This is a genomic window from Mesorhizobium sp. M7A.F.Ca.US.011.01.1.1, from assembly GCF_003998295.1.
Classification (GTDB): Bacteria; Pseudomonadota; Alphaproteobacteria; order Rhizobiales; family Rhizobiaceae; genus Mesorhizobium.
Genome location: NZ_RZRT01000034.1, coordinates 1 through 16,224 on the forward strand (window position 1 = coordinate 1; position 16,224 = coordinate 16,224).

The 16,224-nt window shown below is 63.7% G+C and carries 17 protein-coding genes; 3 read left to right on the top strand and 14 right to left on the bottom strand.

Features of this window, described 5'->3' with window-relative positions; translation table 11 throughout:
* Window positions 1–134: 134 nt before the first annotated feature.
* The 3 genes from EOA13_RS24975 to rplS form a co-directional block, all read right to left on the bottom strand.
* A complete protein-coding gene (locus tag EOA13_RS24975) occupies window positions 135–638 on the bottom strand; it encodes a MarR family transcriptional regulator (protein ID WP_023811267.1) in 504 nt (167 codons plus the stop codon).
* A complete protein-coding gene (locus EOA13_RS24980) occupies window positions 635–1,069 on the bottom strand; it encodes an organic hydroperoxide resistance protein (protein WP_023811268.1) in 435 nt (144 codons plus the stop codon). Before EOA13_RS24980 ends, EOA13_RS24975 begins: the two co-directional genes overlap by 4 nt.
* Window positions 1,070–1,209: 140 nt before the next feature.
* Window positions 1,210–1,758, bottom strand: coding sequence for a 50S ribosomal protein L19 (gene rplS / locus EOA13_RS24985; protein ID WP_023811269.1), 549 nt, complete (start codon window positions 1,756–1,758; stop codon window positions 1,210–1,212).
* Window positions 1,759–2,086: 328 nt separating this feature from the next.
* Between rplS and EOA13_RS24995 the strand changes: the two genes are divergently transcribed.
* Window positions 2,087–2,839, top strand: coding sequence for a sulfite exporter TauE/SafE family protein (locus EOA13_RS24995; RefSeq protein WP_127296315.1), 753 nt, complete (start codon window positions 2,087–2,089; stop codon window positions 2,837–2,839).
* Here EOA13_RS24995 and trmD read toward each other — a convergent pair.
* Both trmD and rimM read right to left on the bottom strand, forming a co-directional pair.
* Window positions 2,821–3,525 carry a tRNA (guanosine(37)-N1)-methyltransferase TrmD gene (gene trmD / locus EOA13_RS25000; RefSeq protein WP_127296316.1) on the bottom strand — a complete coding sequence of 235 codons (705 nt, stop codon included), beginning with the start codon at window positions 3,523–3,525 and terminating at the stop codon, window positions 2,821–2,823. The genes EOA13_RS24995 and trmD overlap by 19 nt on opposite strands.
* Entirely contained in the window at window positions 3,522–4,121 is a 600-nt protein-coding gene (gene rimM, locus EOA13_RS25005) for a ribosome maturation factor RimM (protein WP_127296317.1), read from the bottom strand. The genes trmD and rimM overlap by 4 nt, the downstream gene beginning before the upstream one ends.
* Window positions 4,122–4,250: 129 nt before the next feature.
* Between rimM and EOA13_RS25010 the strand changes: the two genes are divergently transcribed.
* Window positions 4,251–5,189, top strand: coding sequence for a tyrosine recombinase XerC (locus tag EOA13_RS25010; RefSeq protein ID WP_127296318.1), 939 nt, complete (start codon window positions 4,251–4,253; stop codon window positions 5,187–5,189).
* 123 nt (window positions 5,190–5,312) lie between these two features.
* A complete protein-coding gene (locus EOA13_RS25015; protein ID WP_023811275.1) occupies window positions 5,313–6,383 on the top strand; it encodes a TraB/GumN family protein in 1,071 nt (356 codons plus the stop codon).
* Between the two features lie 2 nt (window positions 6,384–6,385).
* Here the strand turns inward: EOA13_RS25015 and EOA13_RS25020 are convergent, their stop codons facing one another.
* From EOA13_RS25020 to EOA13_RS25065, 9 genes are all read right to left on the bottom strand, one after another.
* Window positions 6,386–6,973, bottom strand: coding sequence for a DUF2867 domain-containing protein (locus tag EOA13_RS25020; RefSeq protein ID WP_127296319.1), 588 nt, complete (start codon window positions 6,971–6,973; stop codon window positions 6,386–6,388).
* A gap of 480 nt (window positions 6,974–7,453) precedes the next feature.
* Window positions 7,454–8,860, bottom strand: a complete 1,407-nt coding sequence (lpdA, locus tag EOA13_RS25030; RefSeq protein WP_127296320.1) for a dihydrolipoyl dehydrogenase — start codon at window positions 8,858–8,860, stop codon at window positions 7,454–7,456.
* Between the two features lie 23 nt (window positions 8,861–8,883).
* Window positions 8,884–9,639, bottom strand: coding sequence for an SDR family oxidoreductase (locus EOA13_RS25035; RefSeq protein WP_127296321.1), 756 nt, complete (start codon window positions 9,637–9,639; stop codon window positions 8,884–8,886).
* Window positions 9,636–10,154 (bottom strand): hypothetical protein, encoded by a 519-nt coding sequence (locus EOA13_RS25040; protein ID WP_023811279.1) that lies wholly within the window; start codon window positions 10,152–10,154, stop codon window positions 9,636–9,638. The genes EOA13_RS25035 and EOA13_RS25040 overlap by 4 nt, the downstream gene beginning before the upstream one ends.
* A 59-nt stretch (window positions 10,155–10,213) precedes the next feature.
* Window positions 10,214–11,494, bottom strand: a complete 1,281-nt coding sequence (odhB, locus tag EOA13_RS25045) for a 2-oxoglutarate dehydrogenase complex dihydrolipoyllysine-residue succinyltransferase (protein WP_023811280.1) — start codon at window positions 11,492–11,494, stop codon at window positions 10,214–10,216.
* 47 nt (window positions 11,495–11,541) lie between these two features.
* Window positions 11,542–14,529, bottom strand: coding sequence for a 2-oxoglutarate dehydrogenase E1 component (locus EOA13_RS25050; protein ID WP_023811281.1), 2,988 nt, complete (start codon window positions 14,527–14,529; stop codon window positions 11,542–11,544).
* Window positions 14,530–14,657: 128 nt separating this feature from the next.
* Window positions 14,658–15,560 (bottom strand): succinate--CoA ligase subunit alpha, encoded by a 903-nt coding sequence (gene sucD, locus EOA13_RS25055; RefSeq protein ID WP_127296322.1) that lies wholly within the window; start codon window positions 15,558–15,560, stop codon window positions 14,658–14,660.
* Window positions 15,561–15,574: 14 nt separating this feature from the next.
* Window positions 15,575–15,994, bottom strand: a complete 420-nt coding sequence (locus EOA13_RS25060) for a PIN domain-containing protein (protein WP_127296323.1) — start codon at window positions 15,992–15,994, stop codon at window positions 15,575–15,577.
* Complete coding sequence (locus EOA13_RS25065) at window positions 15,984–16,214, bottom strand: hypothetical protein (RefSeq protein WP_023811284.1); 231 nt, start codon at window positions 16,212–16,214, stop codon at window positions 15,984–15,986. Before EOA13_RS25065 ends, EOA13_RS25060 begins: the two co-directional genes overlap by 11 nt.
* Window positions 16,215–16,224: the final 10 nt, after the last annotated feature.

Consider the following 16,224-nt stretch of genomic DNA (forward strand, 5'->3'; position numbering starts at 1 on the left):
TGCCAAGCGAACAGTCGAAACCGTCTGTGACGCCATCGGCCAAATCCTCGGCACCGTCACGTCAACCGAATGCCGAAATTACTTCACAGAGGCAGGCTATGCCCAACCTAAATTCATCCCGCTCTAGCCGGCGGTCAGTCAGCCGCCGGTGCCTTGGCGTCCGTCTCGCGCAGCCCAGCAATGAGCTTGGCCAGGATGCGGTGCAGGCCATCCAGTTCGACCGCGCTGAGGCGGGGAAATTGGCAGAGTATCTGGACAGCAACGTCTTTGGCGGGCCCGCGTAGCGACTGTCCCTTGGCTGTCAGCTCCAGAAGCACCCGGCGCTCGTCGGCAGCGTCGCGCCGGCGGGTGATGAAGCCGCCCGCCTCCAGCCGTTTGAGCAGGGGTGTCAGCGTCGCCGAATCGAGACCCAGCACCTCGCCGAGCCCACCCACCGTGCGTGGCGCTCGCTCCCACAGCGCCATCATCGCCAGATATTGCGGATAGGTGAGGCCGAGCGGTTCGAGCAACGGCCGGTAGAGCCGTGTCATCAGCCCGCTAGCCGAATAGAGGGCGAAGCAGATCTGGTCGTCGAGTTTCGGCACCCCGGCGAAATCCGCCGAGGCCTGCGTGGTATCGTCCGTCTGTTTTGTGTTCATGCTGCCTTTGCCGGAAGCGCCTTAGCCGAAAGCGCCACCTCGATGTTGCCCTTGATGGCGTTGGAATAGGGGCAAACCTGGTGCGCCGCCGATACAAGCGCTTCCGCCGCCGCCTGATCAAGACCTTTTGTTTCCGCTGCCAGCGAAACGCCGAGCACAAATCCGCCCTGCGCATTGCTGTGCAGGCTGACATTTGCCGTCACCGAGGCATCCTGCAGCGGCAGTTTCTGCTTGCCGGCGATGAAGCGCATGGCGCTTTCGAAGCAGGCGGCATAGCCGGCGGCGAAAAGCTGTTCGGGATTGGTGGCGCCACCTTTGCCGCCAAGCTCCTTGGGCATGGCAAGATCGAGGCTGAGCAAGCCATCATCGCTCTGGACATGGCCGGCGCGGCCGCCGACGGCGCGGGCTTGGGTAGAATACAATGCAGGCATTTCATTTCTCCATTTAAATCGTGCACGATTGTTTAGTACACGATGTAAATCGAGTCAACCGCCGACTTTTCCGCCAGCCAGCCCCCGGAAACGAAAAAAGGCGGCCGAAGCCGCCTTTTCAAACTTGCTCGTCGAAAAACTTATTCGGCGGTGGCTGCTTCGGCTGCCTTTGCGGCTTCAGCTGCCTCGGCGGCGGCCTTCTTCTCGGCGGCGTCCTGAGCGGCCTTCTCGACGGCCAGAGCCTCGGCGGCTGCCACCTTCTCGGCCTCAATGCGGGCCTTCTCGGCGTTCAGAGCATCGCGCTCCTCGTCGTTCAGCTTGCGGGCGCGCACGCCGGTGTTTTCCGAAATACGGGCCGATTTGCCGCGACGATCGCGCAGGTAGTAGAGCTTGGCGCGACGCACCTTGCCGCGGCGAACGATTTCAACGCCTTCAACCATCGGCGAGTAGACCGGGAAAACGCGCTCGACGCCTTCGCCGTAGGAAATCTTGCGAACCGTGAAGTTCTCCTGGAAGCCGGCGCCTGCGCGGGCGATGACGACGCCCTCATAGGCCTGGACGCGGGTGCGGGTGCCTTCGGTCACGCGGACCTGGACGCGCACGGTGTCGCCGGGCTGGAATTCGGGAAGCTTGCGCTTGGCTTCGATCTTGGCGGCCTGTTCGGCCTCGAGCTGACGGAGAATATCCATCTCAAAAGTCCACTTCTTGTTCTTCCGACAGTCAGAGCGTCCGACACTCGCCTTGCAGTTCCATTGACCGCTTGGCTATGCCCTTTGTCTCCAAGACACTTGTCTTTGAAACATCAGGCAGGGGCGACTACACCGTCATTGTTGACGGGTCCGGCAGATTCTTTCTGGCCGGTACGGGCGGGCACATACAGCTATTTCGCCGCTTTGTCACGCCTTGGCAGCGCATTTTCTGCTCGCATGGCACCATCGTAATCCTGCCGTGCCGGGTTGCGCCGGTCGTTCAGGCTTTCTAAGCCTGAAATAACACAGTTTTGAGCGGCCGCAATTCATGTCTGTCTTCGATGCCATCCTGCTCTTTCTGGCGGGCTTTCTGTCAGGCGCCGCCAATGCGGTCGCCGGTGGTGGCACCTTCATCACCTTCGGCGCCATGACGTTGGTCGGCCTGCCGCCGATCGTCGCCAACGCCACCTCCTCGGTGACGCAATTTCCAGGCTACATCACCTCGACCCTCGCCTACTCGGCCGATATCAGGCATTTCTGGCGCGGCGCACTGCTGCTGTGCCTGATCTCGGCCGTGGGCGCACTGGCCGGCGCGTTGATCCTTTTGGCGCTCGACAATCCGTCGTTTCGCGCTCTGGTGCCGTGGCTGCTCTTGGCCGCGACGGCCCTGTTCGCCGCCGGCCCCTGGCTGAAACCGGTGCCGAAGCCCGGCCATGAAGCGGCGGTGGGCTCGCTCGCCGGCTCCCTGGCGCAGTTTCTCACCGCCATCTATGGCGGCTTCTTCGGCGCCGGCATGGGCGTGATGATGCTGGCGACGCTCGGCCTCACCCAGGCCGGCGACTATCACCGGCTGAACGCGTTGAAGAACATGCTGGCCATGGTCATCGCCGCTGTCGCGATCGTCGTCTTCGTCTCGGGCGGCGTCGTCGCCTGGCCGCAGGCGATCATCATGATCCCGGGCGGCGCGCTGGGCGGCTATGCCGGCGTCTGGATCGCCAAGCGCGTGCCGCAAAACGCGGTGCGCGGCTTCGTCGTCGGCGTCGGCCTGTTTCTGGCTTTCTATTACTTTTGGAAAGGCTGAGCGGCGGCGCCCAACAAATCAGGACGCCGCTCTTTCGTCAGCGCTTCCGACTGCGCCCGCCGCCATGCGGCGATCTTCTTGTGATTGCCCGAGATCAGCACCTCGGGAATCTCGCGCCCTTCAAACTCCTGCGGCCGCGTATAGTGCGGATGTTCGAGCAGGTCGTTCTCAAAGCTTTCTTCCTCGCCCGACACCGCGTTACCCATCACGCCCGGCAACAACCGCACCACCGCATCGAGCAGAACGAGCGCTGCCGGCTCGCCGCCCGAGAGTATGTAGTCGCCGATCGAGACTTCCTCCAATCCCCGCGCGTCGATCACCCGCTGGTCGACGCCCTCGAAACGGCCGCAGACGATGACCGCGCCCGGTCCTGCGGCCAGTTCGCGCACGCGGACCTGGGTCAGCGGCTTGCCGCGCGGGCTCATCAGCAGCCGAGGCCGCAGGTCACCTTCCGGCGAAGTGTGGTCGATGGCTTTCGCCAGCACGTCGGCGCGCATCACCATGCCGGCGCCGCCGCCGGCTGGCGTGTCGTCGACGGTGCGATGGCGGTCGGTGGCGAAGTCACGGATCTGGATCGCCTCCAGCGACCACGTGCCGGCCTCGAGCGCCCGGCCGGCCAACGACAGGCCGAGCGCGCCGGGAAACATCTCGGGGTAAAGCGTCAGCACCGAAGCGGAAAAACTCACCGGTTGCCCCCGGCATCGCTCGGTCCGCGCGGCCTGCCCTTCGGATCGAAGTCTTCCTCTCGCGGGCCGTCGCCATCCTGGTCCTCGACAAGTCCGGCCGCCGCCGGGTCGACACGGACGAAGCCTTCGGCGATCGACACTTGCGGCACGGCAGCCTGTGTGAACGGGATCAGCACGCCCTTGCGCCCGCCCAGCGTCACGTCGAGAATGTCGCCGCCGCCGAAATTGTGCACCGCGACGATCTTGCCGAGTGCGGCACCCGTCTCGTCGCGGACTTCGAGGCCGACGAGGTCGGCATGGTAGAACTCGTCTTCCTCGCCGTCGTCCGGCAGCATCGAACGGTCGACGAACAGCTCCGTGCCGGCCAGCGCCTCGGCCGCGTTGCGGTCGGCAACGCCCTTGAAGCGGACCACGACGACGGTGTTGGCGGGCCTGATGTCGATGATCTGGAAGGCGCGCCCGTCCCTGGCGTAGAGCGGCCCGTAATCGGCCAGCGCCAGCGGCTCACCTGTGAAGGTCTTCACCCGCAATTCGCCCTTGATGCCATGGGCGGCGCCGATCACGGCCATCTGGACAGGGTTCTGGGGCTTGCTCATGGCGCTAAATCCTTTGGCTTTTGCTCTAACGCTCCCCGATCGTCATTTCAATGACGCGCTCTTCACCGCTTCCTAACCCGGCTGCCGGAAAATGGCCGGCATGCATGAAACAAAGGTCGAAAGCACGCCATGCAGGAATTCCTGATCCCGGCCAAACCCGATCTCCAGGCGGCGCGCGAAAGCTGGCTGAAGATGCTCGCGCGAGAACGTCGGCTGTCGCCCGAGACGGTGGAAGCCTATGAGCGCGACACGCGCCAGTTCCTGCATTTCCTCACCGGCCATTGCGGCGGCTCACCCGGCATTTCGGACATCGCCGATCTGCGCCCGGCCGACCTGCGCAGCTTCCTCGCGGCGCGGCGCAATGCCGGCGCCGGTGCCCGCACGCTGGGCCGGGGTCTTGCCGGCATTCGCTCGCTGCTGCGTTTCCTCGAGCGGCGCGGCCTCGCCAATGCGGCAGGTGCGGCAGCACTGCGCGCGCCGCGCCAGCCCAAATCGCTGCCCAAGCCGCTGACGGCGAGCGACGCCAAGCATGTTGTTTCCATCGAAGGCCAATTGGCGGAAGAACCCTGGATCGCGGCCCGCAACGCCGCTGTGCTGACACTGCTCTACGGCTCCGGCCTGCGCATTTCCGAGGCGCTCGGTCTGGCGGGCGCCGATCTGGCGTCGGCGGACGACACGGTGCTGCGCGTCACCGGCAAGGGCGGCAAGACGCGACTGGTGCCGGTGCTGCCGGTGGCGCTCCGGGCGATCGCCGAATATCGCCGGCTCTGCCCCTATCATCTCGACCCCAAGGGCCTGCTGTTTCGCGGCGCCCGCGGCGGCCCGCTCAACCCGGCCATCGTCCAGCGCGACATGGCCAAACTGCGCTCGGCGCTCAACCTGCCCGATACCGCGACGCCGCATGCGTTGCGCCATTCCTTCGCTACGCATCTGCTCGGCAGCGGCGGCGATTTGCGCACCATCCAGGAACTGCTCGGCCACGCCAGCCTGTCGACGACGCAGATCTACACCGGCGTCGACACCGCGAGGCTGCTCGAGATTTACGAATCAGCCCATCCACGGGCATGAACCCTTCAATTTCGCAGTACCAATTAACCGTTTTGCCGCTTTTCGGTTCTAGAACTGACCATGATCCCGAAAAGTGGGACCCGGTTTTCGGAAAAGATCATGGTCAAACATGAAGACAGAACCATGAAACGCGTCATCGCCATCGCCGACCGTGCAGCTTCCGTGTCGCTGAAGCTGCTCGTCGCGCTCAATGTTTTGTTCTTCCTGTCGTTCCTCGCCGTGCTGCTGTTCGCGGCCGGCAAGGCGCATGCCGGAATCCCGACCTGCACCGGCGCCGACATGCTGTCGGCCTTGCAGAAGAACGATCCGGCGACCTACCGCAAGATCGAAGCGGAAGCCGCAGCGACACCGAACGGCAAGGGCCTGTTGTGGAAGCTGGAAAAGCCGGGCGAGAAGCCGTCCTTCCTGTTCGGCACCATGCATATGACCGACCCGCGCGTCACCACGCTGCCTCCCGACGCGCAGAAGGCCTATGACGCCGCCGGCACCATCGTCATCGAAACCACCGACGTGCTCGACAAGCAGAAGATGATGGTCGCGATGCTCCAGGAGCCGGACCTGATGATGTTCACTGATTCGACGACGCTGGCGTCGCTGCTGTCGCCCGACGATGCGGCGGCCATGAACGCCGCGCTCGACGCACGCGGCATTCCTCCGGCAACGGTTGCCAAGATGAAGCCGTGGATGCTCTCGGCCATGATGGCACTGCCGGCCTGCGAACTGGCCCGCCAGTCAGGCGGCGCCCCGGTGCTCGATGTCAGGCTGGCGCAAGGTGCGAAGGCTTCCGGCAAGCCGGTGGAAGGATTGGAGACGGCTGAAAGCCAGCTGCGCGCCATGGCCTCGCTGCCGCTGGCGTTTCACATGAAGGGTCTCGTCGACACGCTGAAGCTCGGCGATAAGATCAACGACATCAACGAAACCATGATCGTGCTCTACCAGCGCGGCGACACCGGCATGTTCTGGCCGCTGTTTCGCGTGGCCATGCCGGATGGCACGGACGACCCCGCGGGCTATGCGGCGTTCGAGGAAACCATGATCACCAGCCGCAACAAGGTGATGGTCGAGCATGCCGAACCGATCCTTGCCAGGGGCAACGTCTTCATGGCGGTCGGCGCCCTCCACCTTCCCGGTCCCGAAGGCCTCGTCGAGGATTTCCGCAAGGCCGGTTACACCGTCACGCCTGTAGGCCTGTAACCTTATCTGATCTGGGCCAGCATCGCCGGAACGACGATCCGGTGGAACGGCATGATGATCGCGAGATAGGCGCGCCCGAGCCAATTGTGCGTCTTGACGATCGTCGTCGCGGCCACTTCCTGCCGGCCCATGCCGAGCTCCCGGACTTCGACCAGGGCCCGGAAATCGAGATGCCGGTCGTCGAGGCCAAGCACAACCTTGCCGGGAAACTGGCTGATGAGCGGAAATATCCCGATCCGGCCCGACGGCAACACCGCAGCTTCCAGGCCCGTCTTCAACCGGAACGGCCTGACGGCAAGGTTGCGCAGCGCCATGAGCCTGCCGACCCAGGGCGGCGTTCGCCCCAGGGCGCGTTCCGCCGCGCCGAGTGCGGTTAAAGAAAGACCTTCAGTGACCAGCACATAGCGGTCGGCGAACTGGGCTCCGGCGAGAGCATCGCAGTGATTCGGGACAAACTCTGCTATGGGATTCGTCACGGCAAAATCCTCCGGAAAAACCATGATAGGCACCAATTTGGCGCGTTGCGTGGCGAAAAGACGCCATTCCGGCTCCGGAACGGCGGGATTGTCCTTGTTTTTGGCGTTTTCCAACCCTAGCGTGAAACCAGTTCAATGATTGCGCGTTATGTGGTGTTGATTGATATTTTTCATCCACGGAGGATACTTTTATGGCGAACGCACCGAATCCAAACGACCCGTTCAATTCGTCCACCAACGCTCCGAGGCCAAGTGGCGGCGGTGGCGGTAGTGGTTGGCTGATTGCGCTGGTCGTCGTTATTCTGGCGGTTGTCGCGTATTATGTTTTTGGAAGAAGCGGTGAGCACCCGGCACCCGCCGAGCCGCCGGCAGCCAGCACACCGGCGCCCGCACCGGCACCGGCGGAACCGATGAAGCCGGCCGAACCTGCGCCAGCACCTGCCCCGGCACCTGCAGAACCGGCGCCTGCTCCGGCACCAGCACCGGCCCCAGCGCCGGCTCCAGCCCCAGCCCAATAAGTCGGCTCGATATCGAATACGAACGGCCCGCTGAAAGGCGGGCCGTTCTGTTTTGGGGGCAGCGCTACGTTCGTCTTTAAATATGAATGGGCTTGAAGAACGTGGCCAGCGCCGCCTCCTTCACCGCTTCCGACATCGTCGGATGCGCGTGGCAGGTGCGGGCCAGATCCTCAGACGAGCCGCCGAATTCCATCAGCACCGCCGCCTCGTGGATCATCTCGCCTGCGCCGAAGCCGACAATATGCACGCCGAGCACGCGGTCGCTTTGCTTGTCGGCGAGGATCTTCACAAAACCGTCGGTGTGCAGCATGGCGCGCGCCCGGCCATTGGCGCTGAACGGGAACTTTCCGACCTTGTAGTCGATGCCGGCCTTCTTCAACTCTTCCTCGGTCTTGCCGACCGAGGCGATTTCCGGGCTGGTGTAGACGACGCTCGGAATGACGTCATAGTTCACGTGGCCGGCCTGGCCGGCAATGATTTCCGCTACCGCCACGCCCTCGTCCTCGGCCTTGTGTGCCAGCATCGGCCCGGCGATGACATCGCCGATGGCATAGATGCCCGGGACATTGGTCTTGAGATGGCCATCGGTCTTGACGCGGCCGCGCTCGTCGACCTCGACGCCGGCTTCCTTCAGCCCGAGACTGTCGGCATAGGCGCGGCGGCCGGTGGCAATCAGCACGGCATCGGCCTCGATCGTCTCGGCGGCGCCGCCCTTGACCGGCTCGAAGGTGACCGCGGCACCCTTCTTGGCCTTGGCGACACCGGTGACCTTGGCGCCGAGCTTGAACTCGAAACCCTGTTTGGATAGCAGCCGCTGGAACTGCTTGGAGACCTCGCCGTCCATGCCGCCCAGGATGGTGTCGAGGAATTCGACCACGGTGACCTTGGCGCCGAGCCGCGCCCACACCGAGCCGAGCTCGAGCCCGATGACACCGCCGCCGACCACCACCAGATGGCCGGGCACCTTCTCCAGCGACAGCGCGCCGGTCGACGACACGATCACCTTCTCGTCGATGTCGACCTTGACGCCGGGAATGCCGGCGACATCCGAGCCGGTGGCGATGACGATGTTCTTCGTCTCGATCTCCTCGACCTTGCCGTCCTCGCCGGTCACCGAGACCTTGCCGGCCGCGACCACCTTGCCGGTGCCGCGGAAACTATCGATCTTGTTCTTCTTGAACAGGAAAGCCACGCCGTTGACGTTCGACGACACCGTCGCATCCTTGTGCGCCATCATCTTCTTCAGGTTCAATTTCGGCGCTGATATCTCGACGCCGAGCGTGTCGAAGGAGTGGCCGGCCTCGGCGAACATCTCGGAGGCATGGAGCAGGGCCTTGGACGGGATGCAGCCGATGTTCAGGCAGGTGCCGCCGAAGGTGGCATTCTTCTCGACCACCGCAACCTTGAGCCCGAGCTGCGCCGCCTTGATGGCGCAGACATAGCCGCCCGGTCCCGATCCGATGATAACGACGTCATAAGCCATGTTTGTTTCCCTTTGCTTGGCGCTCAGCGGCCGCCGCTTACATTCAGGATCGCGCCCGTCGTATAGGACGCGGCGTCGGATAGAAGATAGAGAACCGCGCCCGCGACTTCATCAGCCGTGCCGGCTCTTTTCATCGGCAGCAGGTCGCGGAACCGCTCTATCCTGTCCGGCTGCCCGCCGGAGGCATGGATCTCGGTATCGATGAGGCCGGGCCGCACCGCATTGACGCGAATGCCTTCCAGTGCGACCTCACGGGCGAGCCCGACGGTGAACGTGTCGATGGCACCCTTGGAGGCGGCATAGTCGACAAATTCGCCCGGCGAGCCCAATGTCGCTGCCGCCGACGAGATGTTGACGATCGATCCGCCCGCCCCCCCATGACGGGTCGACATGCGCTTCACCGCTTCGCGGGCACACAGGAACGAGCCGACGACATTGATGCGCATCATGCGCTCCAGCCGCGCGACGTCCATCTCGTCGACACGCGCCTTGACGTCGACGATGCCGGCATTGTTGACGAAGGCATCGAGCCGGCCATAGGCGCGGTCGACGGCCTCGAACATGGCCACGATATCGGCCTCGCTGCCGACATCGCCCTTGACGGCTAAGGCCTCGCCGCCGCCGGCCTTGATCTCGGCGACCACTGCGTCAGCGGCAGCCTGGTTCGAGGCATAGTTGACCGCCACGCGGTAGCCGGCCTTCGATCCTAGCCGGCAGACCGCGGCGCCAATGCCGCGGCTGCCGCCGGTGACCAGCAGCACCTTTTTCGCCTCGCTCATTCCTGGCATCCCTTCAAGACAAACACATCCCACGGCACTTTCGAAAACCCGCTGCCGCCATAGGCCGAGGATTGGCGCAACGCCGGCCCGAGGTCCGGCAGGATCAGCGTCTTCGGCGCTTCGACCCCTTCGGCCGGCAGCAGTCCGATGTTGCCCTTGTCATCCGACGTGTAGATGACGCCATGCCAAGGCGTGCAGGCAGCAAGCTCCTCGCCGGTGACGTCGCCTTCGGGGCATTTGTACATCAGCGCGCCGTTCGGCCGCGACACGCCTTCGTTCCACATAACGATACCGTTGAGCACCACATTGTTATCGAGGATCATGCGGAAGCTGTTGGTGACGGTCGCCGAGGTGCCGGTCGGCGTGAAATCGATTTCGCTGCCGCTCTGGGCGTCACCATAGACGGCAAGCTCGATCGGACAGGCTGCATGGGCGCCGGCGGTGGCCAGCACCATGCCGGCCGCGATCGATGCGATCGAAAGCACCTTGGAAAGGCTAAGGGAACGGGTCGTCATTCTGCCGCGCAGATCCCTTCCTCCGGCACGCATTCCAACAGCCGGATCAGCACCAGACCTCAGAGATCAAGCACCAGCCGTTCCGGATCCTCCAGGCTTTCCTTGACGCGGACCAGGAAAGTCACCGCTTCCTTACCGTCGACGATGCGGTGATCGTAGCTGAGTGCCAGGTACATCATCGGCCGGATCACGATCTGGCCGCCGACCACGACAGGCCGCTCCTGGATCTTGTGCATGCCCAGAATGCCCGACTGCGGCGCGTTGAGGATAGGCGTCGACATCAGCGACCCGTAAACGCCGCCGTTGGAAATCGTAAACGTCCCGCCTTGCATGTCGGCGACCGACAGCTTGCCGTCGCGGGCGGCGATGCCCAGCCGGCCGATGTCCTTCTCGATCTCGGCGATCGACATCTGGTCGGCATTGCGCACGACCGGGACGACGAGGCCCTTTTCGGTGCCGACGGCGACGCCGATATGGGCATAGTTCTTGAAGATGATGTCGGTGCCGTCGATCTCGGCATTGACCGAAGGGATTTCCTTCAGCGCGTGGGTGACGGCCTTGGTGAAGAAGCCCATGAAGCCGAGCTTCACGCCGTGCTTCTTCTCGAACACGTCCTTGTATTTGGTGCGCAGCGCCATCACCGCTGACATGTCGACCTCGTTGAAGGTGGTCAGCATGGCGGCGGTCGACTGCGCTTCCTTGAGGCGGCGCGCGATGGTCTGGCGCAGCTTGGTCATGCGCACGCGCTCCTCGCGCGAGGCGTCGTCGCCGGAGGATGGCGCGCGCACGGCAACCGGTGCAGGTGCCGCCTTCGGCGTCTCTGCCGGCTGTGACGGCGCGCCTTTGGAGATGGCGTCGAGCACGTCGCCTTTCAGCACCTGGCCACGCTTTCCCGAACCGGAGATCTGGTCGACCGAGAGATTGCTTTCGGCGATCAGCTTGGCCGCGGCCGGTGCCGGCGGCATGGTGCGCGGTTCGACCGGGCCGGCGTCGCCGGCGATCTTGGCGGTCTCGGCCGCGGCCTGCTTGCCGGTCGATGCGGCATCCGGCGACGAGGCCTGCGACACCGCCTGCGGCTTGGTTGCCGGCGCGGCGGCCGCGCCGCCTGCCGAAATCGAACCCAGCAGCGCGCCGACACCGACCGTCTCACCTTCCTTGACGGTGATCTCACCCAGAGTGCCGGCGGCGGCGGCAGGCACCTCCACCGTCACCTTGTCGGTCTCGAGTTCGACCAGCGGTTCATCGGCGGCGATTGTATCGCCAACCTTCTTGAACCATTTGCCGACGGTCGCTTCAGTGACGGATTCGCCGAGAGTGGGAACGCGGATTTCGGTAGCCATTGTGCCTGTCCGTTTTCTTTCGGTTCTGTTATTCGCCCAGATCTTCTCTATTCACCAAGCGCGTCTTCGAGCAAGGCGGCGAGCTGGGCGAGATGCTTCGACATCAGTCCGGTCGCCGGCGAGGCGGCAGCCGGACGGCCGGTGTAGCGCACCCGCTGATGCTTGGCGTCGATATGCGCCAGCACCCATTCCAGATACGGGTCGATGAACGACCAGGCGCCCATGTTCTTGGGCTCTTCCTGGCACCAGACCATCTCGGCATTGCGGAACCGCGACAGTTCGGTGATCAGCGCCTTGGCCGGGAACGGATAAAGCTGCTCGACGCGCAGCAGATAGATGTCGTTGATGCCGCGCTTTTCGCGCTCCTCATAGAGGTCGTAATAGACCTTGCCCGAACACAGCACGACGCGGCGGATCTTCGAATCCTTGGTGAGCTTGATCGCCTGGCCGGAAAGCAGCTGCGCATCGTCCCACAGCAACCGGTGGAACGAGCTTTCGCCCGAAATTTCCGGCAGCGTCGACACTGCCCGCTTATGGCGCAGCAGCGACTTCGGCGTCATCAGGATCAGCGGCTTGCGGAAGTCGCGCTTCAGCTGCCGGCGCAATATGTGGAAGTAGTTGGCCGGCGTCGTGCAGTTGGCCACTTGCATGTTGTCTTCGGCGCAAAGCTGCAGGAAGCGTTCGAGCCGGGCCGAGGAGTGTTCCGGACCCTGGCCTTCATAGCCATGCGGCAACAGGCACACGAGGCCCGACATTCTGAGCCACTTGCGTTCGCCCGACGAGATGAACTGGTCGAACACCACCTGGGCGCCGTTGGCAAAGTCGCCGAACTGCGCCTCCCACAAGGTCAGCGCCTTGGGCTCGGCCAGGCTGTAACCATATTCGAAGCCCAGCACCGCCTCTTCCGACAGCATCGAGTTGATGACTTCGTAGCCGGCTTGAGCCGCCGACAGATTGTTGAGCGGGATGTAGCGGGTCTCGTCGCGCTGGTCGTAGAGCACGGAATGGCGCTGCGAGAAGGTGCCGCGTTCGGAATCCTGCCCCGACAGGCGGATCGGATTGCCGTCGAGCAGGATGGCGCCGAAGGCCAGCGCCTCGGCCGTCGACCAGTCGATGCCTTCGCCGGATTCGATCGCCTGGCGGCGGTTTTCGAGGAAGCGGATGATTGTCTTGTGCGCCTCGAAATCCTTCGGCACCTCGGTCAGCTTCTTGCCGATTTCCTTCAGCGTCTTGACCGGCACGGCGGTCTTGCCGCGCCGCTGCTCGTCCTGGTTATCGGCGGTGCGCAGGCCCGACCAGGCGCCGTCCAGCCAATCGGCCTTGTTGGGCTTGTAATGCTGGCCGACTTCCCATTCGGATTCCAGATGCGCCCGCCAGTCGGCCTTGAGCTGGTCGAGTTCAGCCTGGCTGATGTGACCCTCGGCGATGAGCCGGTCGCCGTAGATCTGCACGGTCGTCTTGTGGGTGCGGATGTTGCGGTACATGATCGGCTGTGTGAAGGCCGGCTCGTCGCCCTCATTGTGGCCGAAGCGGCGATAGCAGAACATATCGACCACAACAGGCTTGAAGAACTTCATGCGGAATTCGATCGCCACCTTGGTGGCGTGCACCACGGCTTCCGGGTCGTCGCCATTGACGTGGAAGATCGGCGCCTCGATCATCTTGGCCACGTCGGATGGATAGGGCGACGAGCGCGAGAAGCGCGGGTTGGTGGTGAAACCGATCTGGTTGTTGATGATGAAATGCAGCGTGCCGGCGACGCGGTGGCCGCGCAGGCCGGACAGGCCGAGGATCTCGGCGATCACGCCCTGGCCGGCGAAGGCGGCATCGCCATGCAGCAAGAGCGGCAGCACCTTGGCGCGCTCTTCCAGCGGCACGATCTCCTCGCGGCTGCGGCCGAACAGGTAATCCTGCTTGGCGCGCGCCTTGCCCATCACCACCGGATCGACGATTTCCAGATGCGAGGGGTTGGCAGTCAGGGACAGATGCACCTTGTTGCCGTCGAACTCGCGGTCCGACGAGGCGCCGAGATGGTACTTGACGTCGCCCGAACCCTCGACCTCGTCGGGGGCGGCCGAGCCACCCTTGAACTCGTGGAAGATGGCGCGGTGCGGCTTGGCCATCACCTGGGAGAGCACGTTCAGCCGGCCGCGATGCGCCATGCCGAGCACGATCTCCTTCATGCCGAGCTGGCCGCCGCGCTTGACGATCTGCTCCAGCGCCGGGATCAGCGCTTCACTGCCATCGAGGCCGAAGCGCTTGGTGCCCTTGTACTTGACGTCGATGAACTGCTCGAAGCCTTCGGCCTCGACCAGCTTCTGCAGGATCGCCTTCTTGCCGGTGGCGGTGAAGGTGATCTCCTTGTCGGCGCCTTCGATGCGGGCCTGGATCCAGGCCTTTTCCTCGGGGTCCGAAATATGCATGAACTCGACGCCGAGCGTCGAGCAATAGGTTCGGGTCAGGATTTCCAGCATCTGCCGGATGGTGCCGAATTCAAGCCCGAGCACATTGTCGAGGAAGATCGGCCGGTCATAGTCGGCTTCGGTGAAGCCATAGTTCTCCGGCGACAGCTCGTTGTAATCCTCGAGCGGCTTGGCGATGCCGAGCGGATCGAGATTGGCGTGCAGATGGCCGCGCATGCGGTAGGCGCGGATCATCATGATGGCGCGCACCGAATCGCGCGTCGCCTGATGCACGTCGGCATCGGACAGGACGACGCCGTTGGTGACCGCCTTGTCCTTGACCTTCTTTTCGATCGTCTTCTCGACGATGCCCCAGTTGCCGTCGAGCGCCGAGACCAGTTCGCCATTCGCCTGCAGCGGCCAGGAGGGCTTGGCCCAGGAGGCGCCCTTGGCGTTCCTGCGCACATCGCCGGCATCGTCTTTCAGCCCGGCGAAGAACTCCTGCCATTCGGGATTGACCGAGGCGGGATCGTCCTCATAGGCAGCGTAGAGCGCGTCGATGTAATCGGCGTTGCCGCCATAGAGGAATGAGGTGAGCGAAAATTGGTCGTTGGCCTGATCTTGTCTTGCCATTTTTGTCCGCGGAGCCTGGCTCCGTCTCCTGTTTTTGGAGGGGAGTAGGGTAATAAGGGAATAGGGGAGTAGGGCTTTTTGCCGCTGCTATTTTCCCTACTGCCCTACTCCCTTACTCCCCTATTCCCTTACCCTTTGATCGCCTCGACCAGCGTCGTGCCTAGCCGCGCCGGCGAGGGCGATACTTTTATCCCAGCCGATTCCATCGCCGCGATCTTGTCTTCCGCGCCGCCCTTGCCGCCGGAGATGACCGCGCCCGCATGGCCCATGGTGCGGCCGGCCGGCGCCGTGCGCCCGGCGATGAAACCGGCCATCGGCTTGCTTCGGCCACGCTTGGCTTCGTCCTTGAGGAACTGCGCGGCGTCTTCCTCGGCGGAACCGCCGATCTCGCCGATCATGATGATCGACCTGGTCTCGTCATCGGCGAGGAACATTTCGAGCACGTCGATGAATTCGGTGCCCTTGACGGGGTCGCCGCCAATGCCAACGGCGGTGGTCTGGCCGAGGCCGACATTGGTGGTCTGGAACACTGCCTCATAGGTAAGCGTTCCCGACCGCGAAACAACGCCGACCGAGCCCTTGCGGAAGATGTTTCCGGGCATGATGCCGATCTTGCATTCGTTGGGCGTCAGCACGCCCGGGCAGTTCGGCCCGATCAGCCGCGACGTCGAGCGGTCGAGCCGCGCCTTGACCTTGATCATGTCCATCACCGGGATACCTTCGGTGATGCAGATGATCAGCGGGATCTCGGCCTCAATCGCTTCCAGGATGGCCTCGGCGGCACCCGCCGGCGGCACATAGACGACGGAGGCGTTGGCGCCGGTCTTTTCCTTGCCCTCGGCGACGGTGGCGAAGATCGGCAGGCTCTCGCCCTTCGCGCCGGTCCACGTCTCGCCACCCTTCTTCGGGTGGATGCCGCCGACCATTTTCGTGCCGTGATAAGACAGCGCCTGTTCGGTGTGGAACGTGCCGGTCTTGCCGGTCAGGCCCTGCACCAGCACCTTGGTGTTCTTGTCGACGAGAATGGACATTTTTTGCGACCTGATCAGTGATTGCGGAAGGGGTTCATGGCGACCACGGAGCCATAAGACTGCCCGTGGTTGAGGTCTTCGGTGTAGAGTATCTTGACGCCAAGGCGCTCGGCGGCGGCGATGATGGCGCCATCCCAATATGAAATCTGGTAGCGTTGCGCGTTCGCGATGCCCCGCATTACAACGGCGCTATCCAGATCCTGGCAGGGCTTCATGGAGATCGCGGCGACCCATTCGGCCGCCTTCGCCGGCGCCAGTGTGACCTCAGCTCGCTTGGTCACGTTGACATAGAACTCCTGCAGCACCTGTGCGGAGGTCGAATAGTCTTCCTTGGCGATCAACTCCACGGCGCGCTCATACTTCGCGCGCTCGGCCTTGTGTCCGATGGCGGCATAGACGAGGATGTTCGTGTCGAGGAAGCAGTCAGCGATCATAGAGAGCTTCCCGGTTCCATTTCTTGCCACCCATGTCGCCTGCCGCCTCGCGGGCGAGCCGCAGAAGGGCCTGCCGTGCCTCGTCCTTGGCGTACCGCTTGGCGGCCACTGCCGAGAAAAACTCCCGCACCATGGCGTTGACGGTCGTTCGCTGTTCGGCGGCCGTCAGCTTGACCTGCTCCAAGACCTCGTCTTCGACTGCCAGAGTGATGTTCTTCATTTCTCTTTTC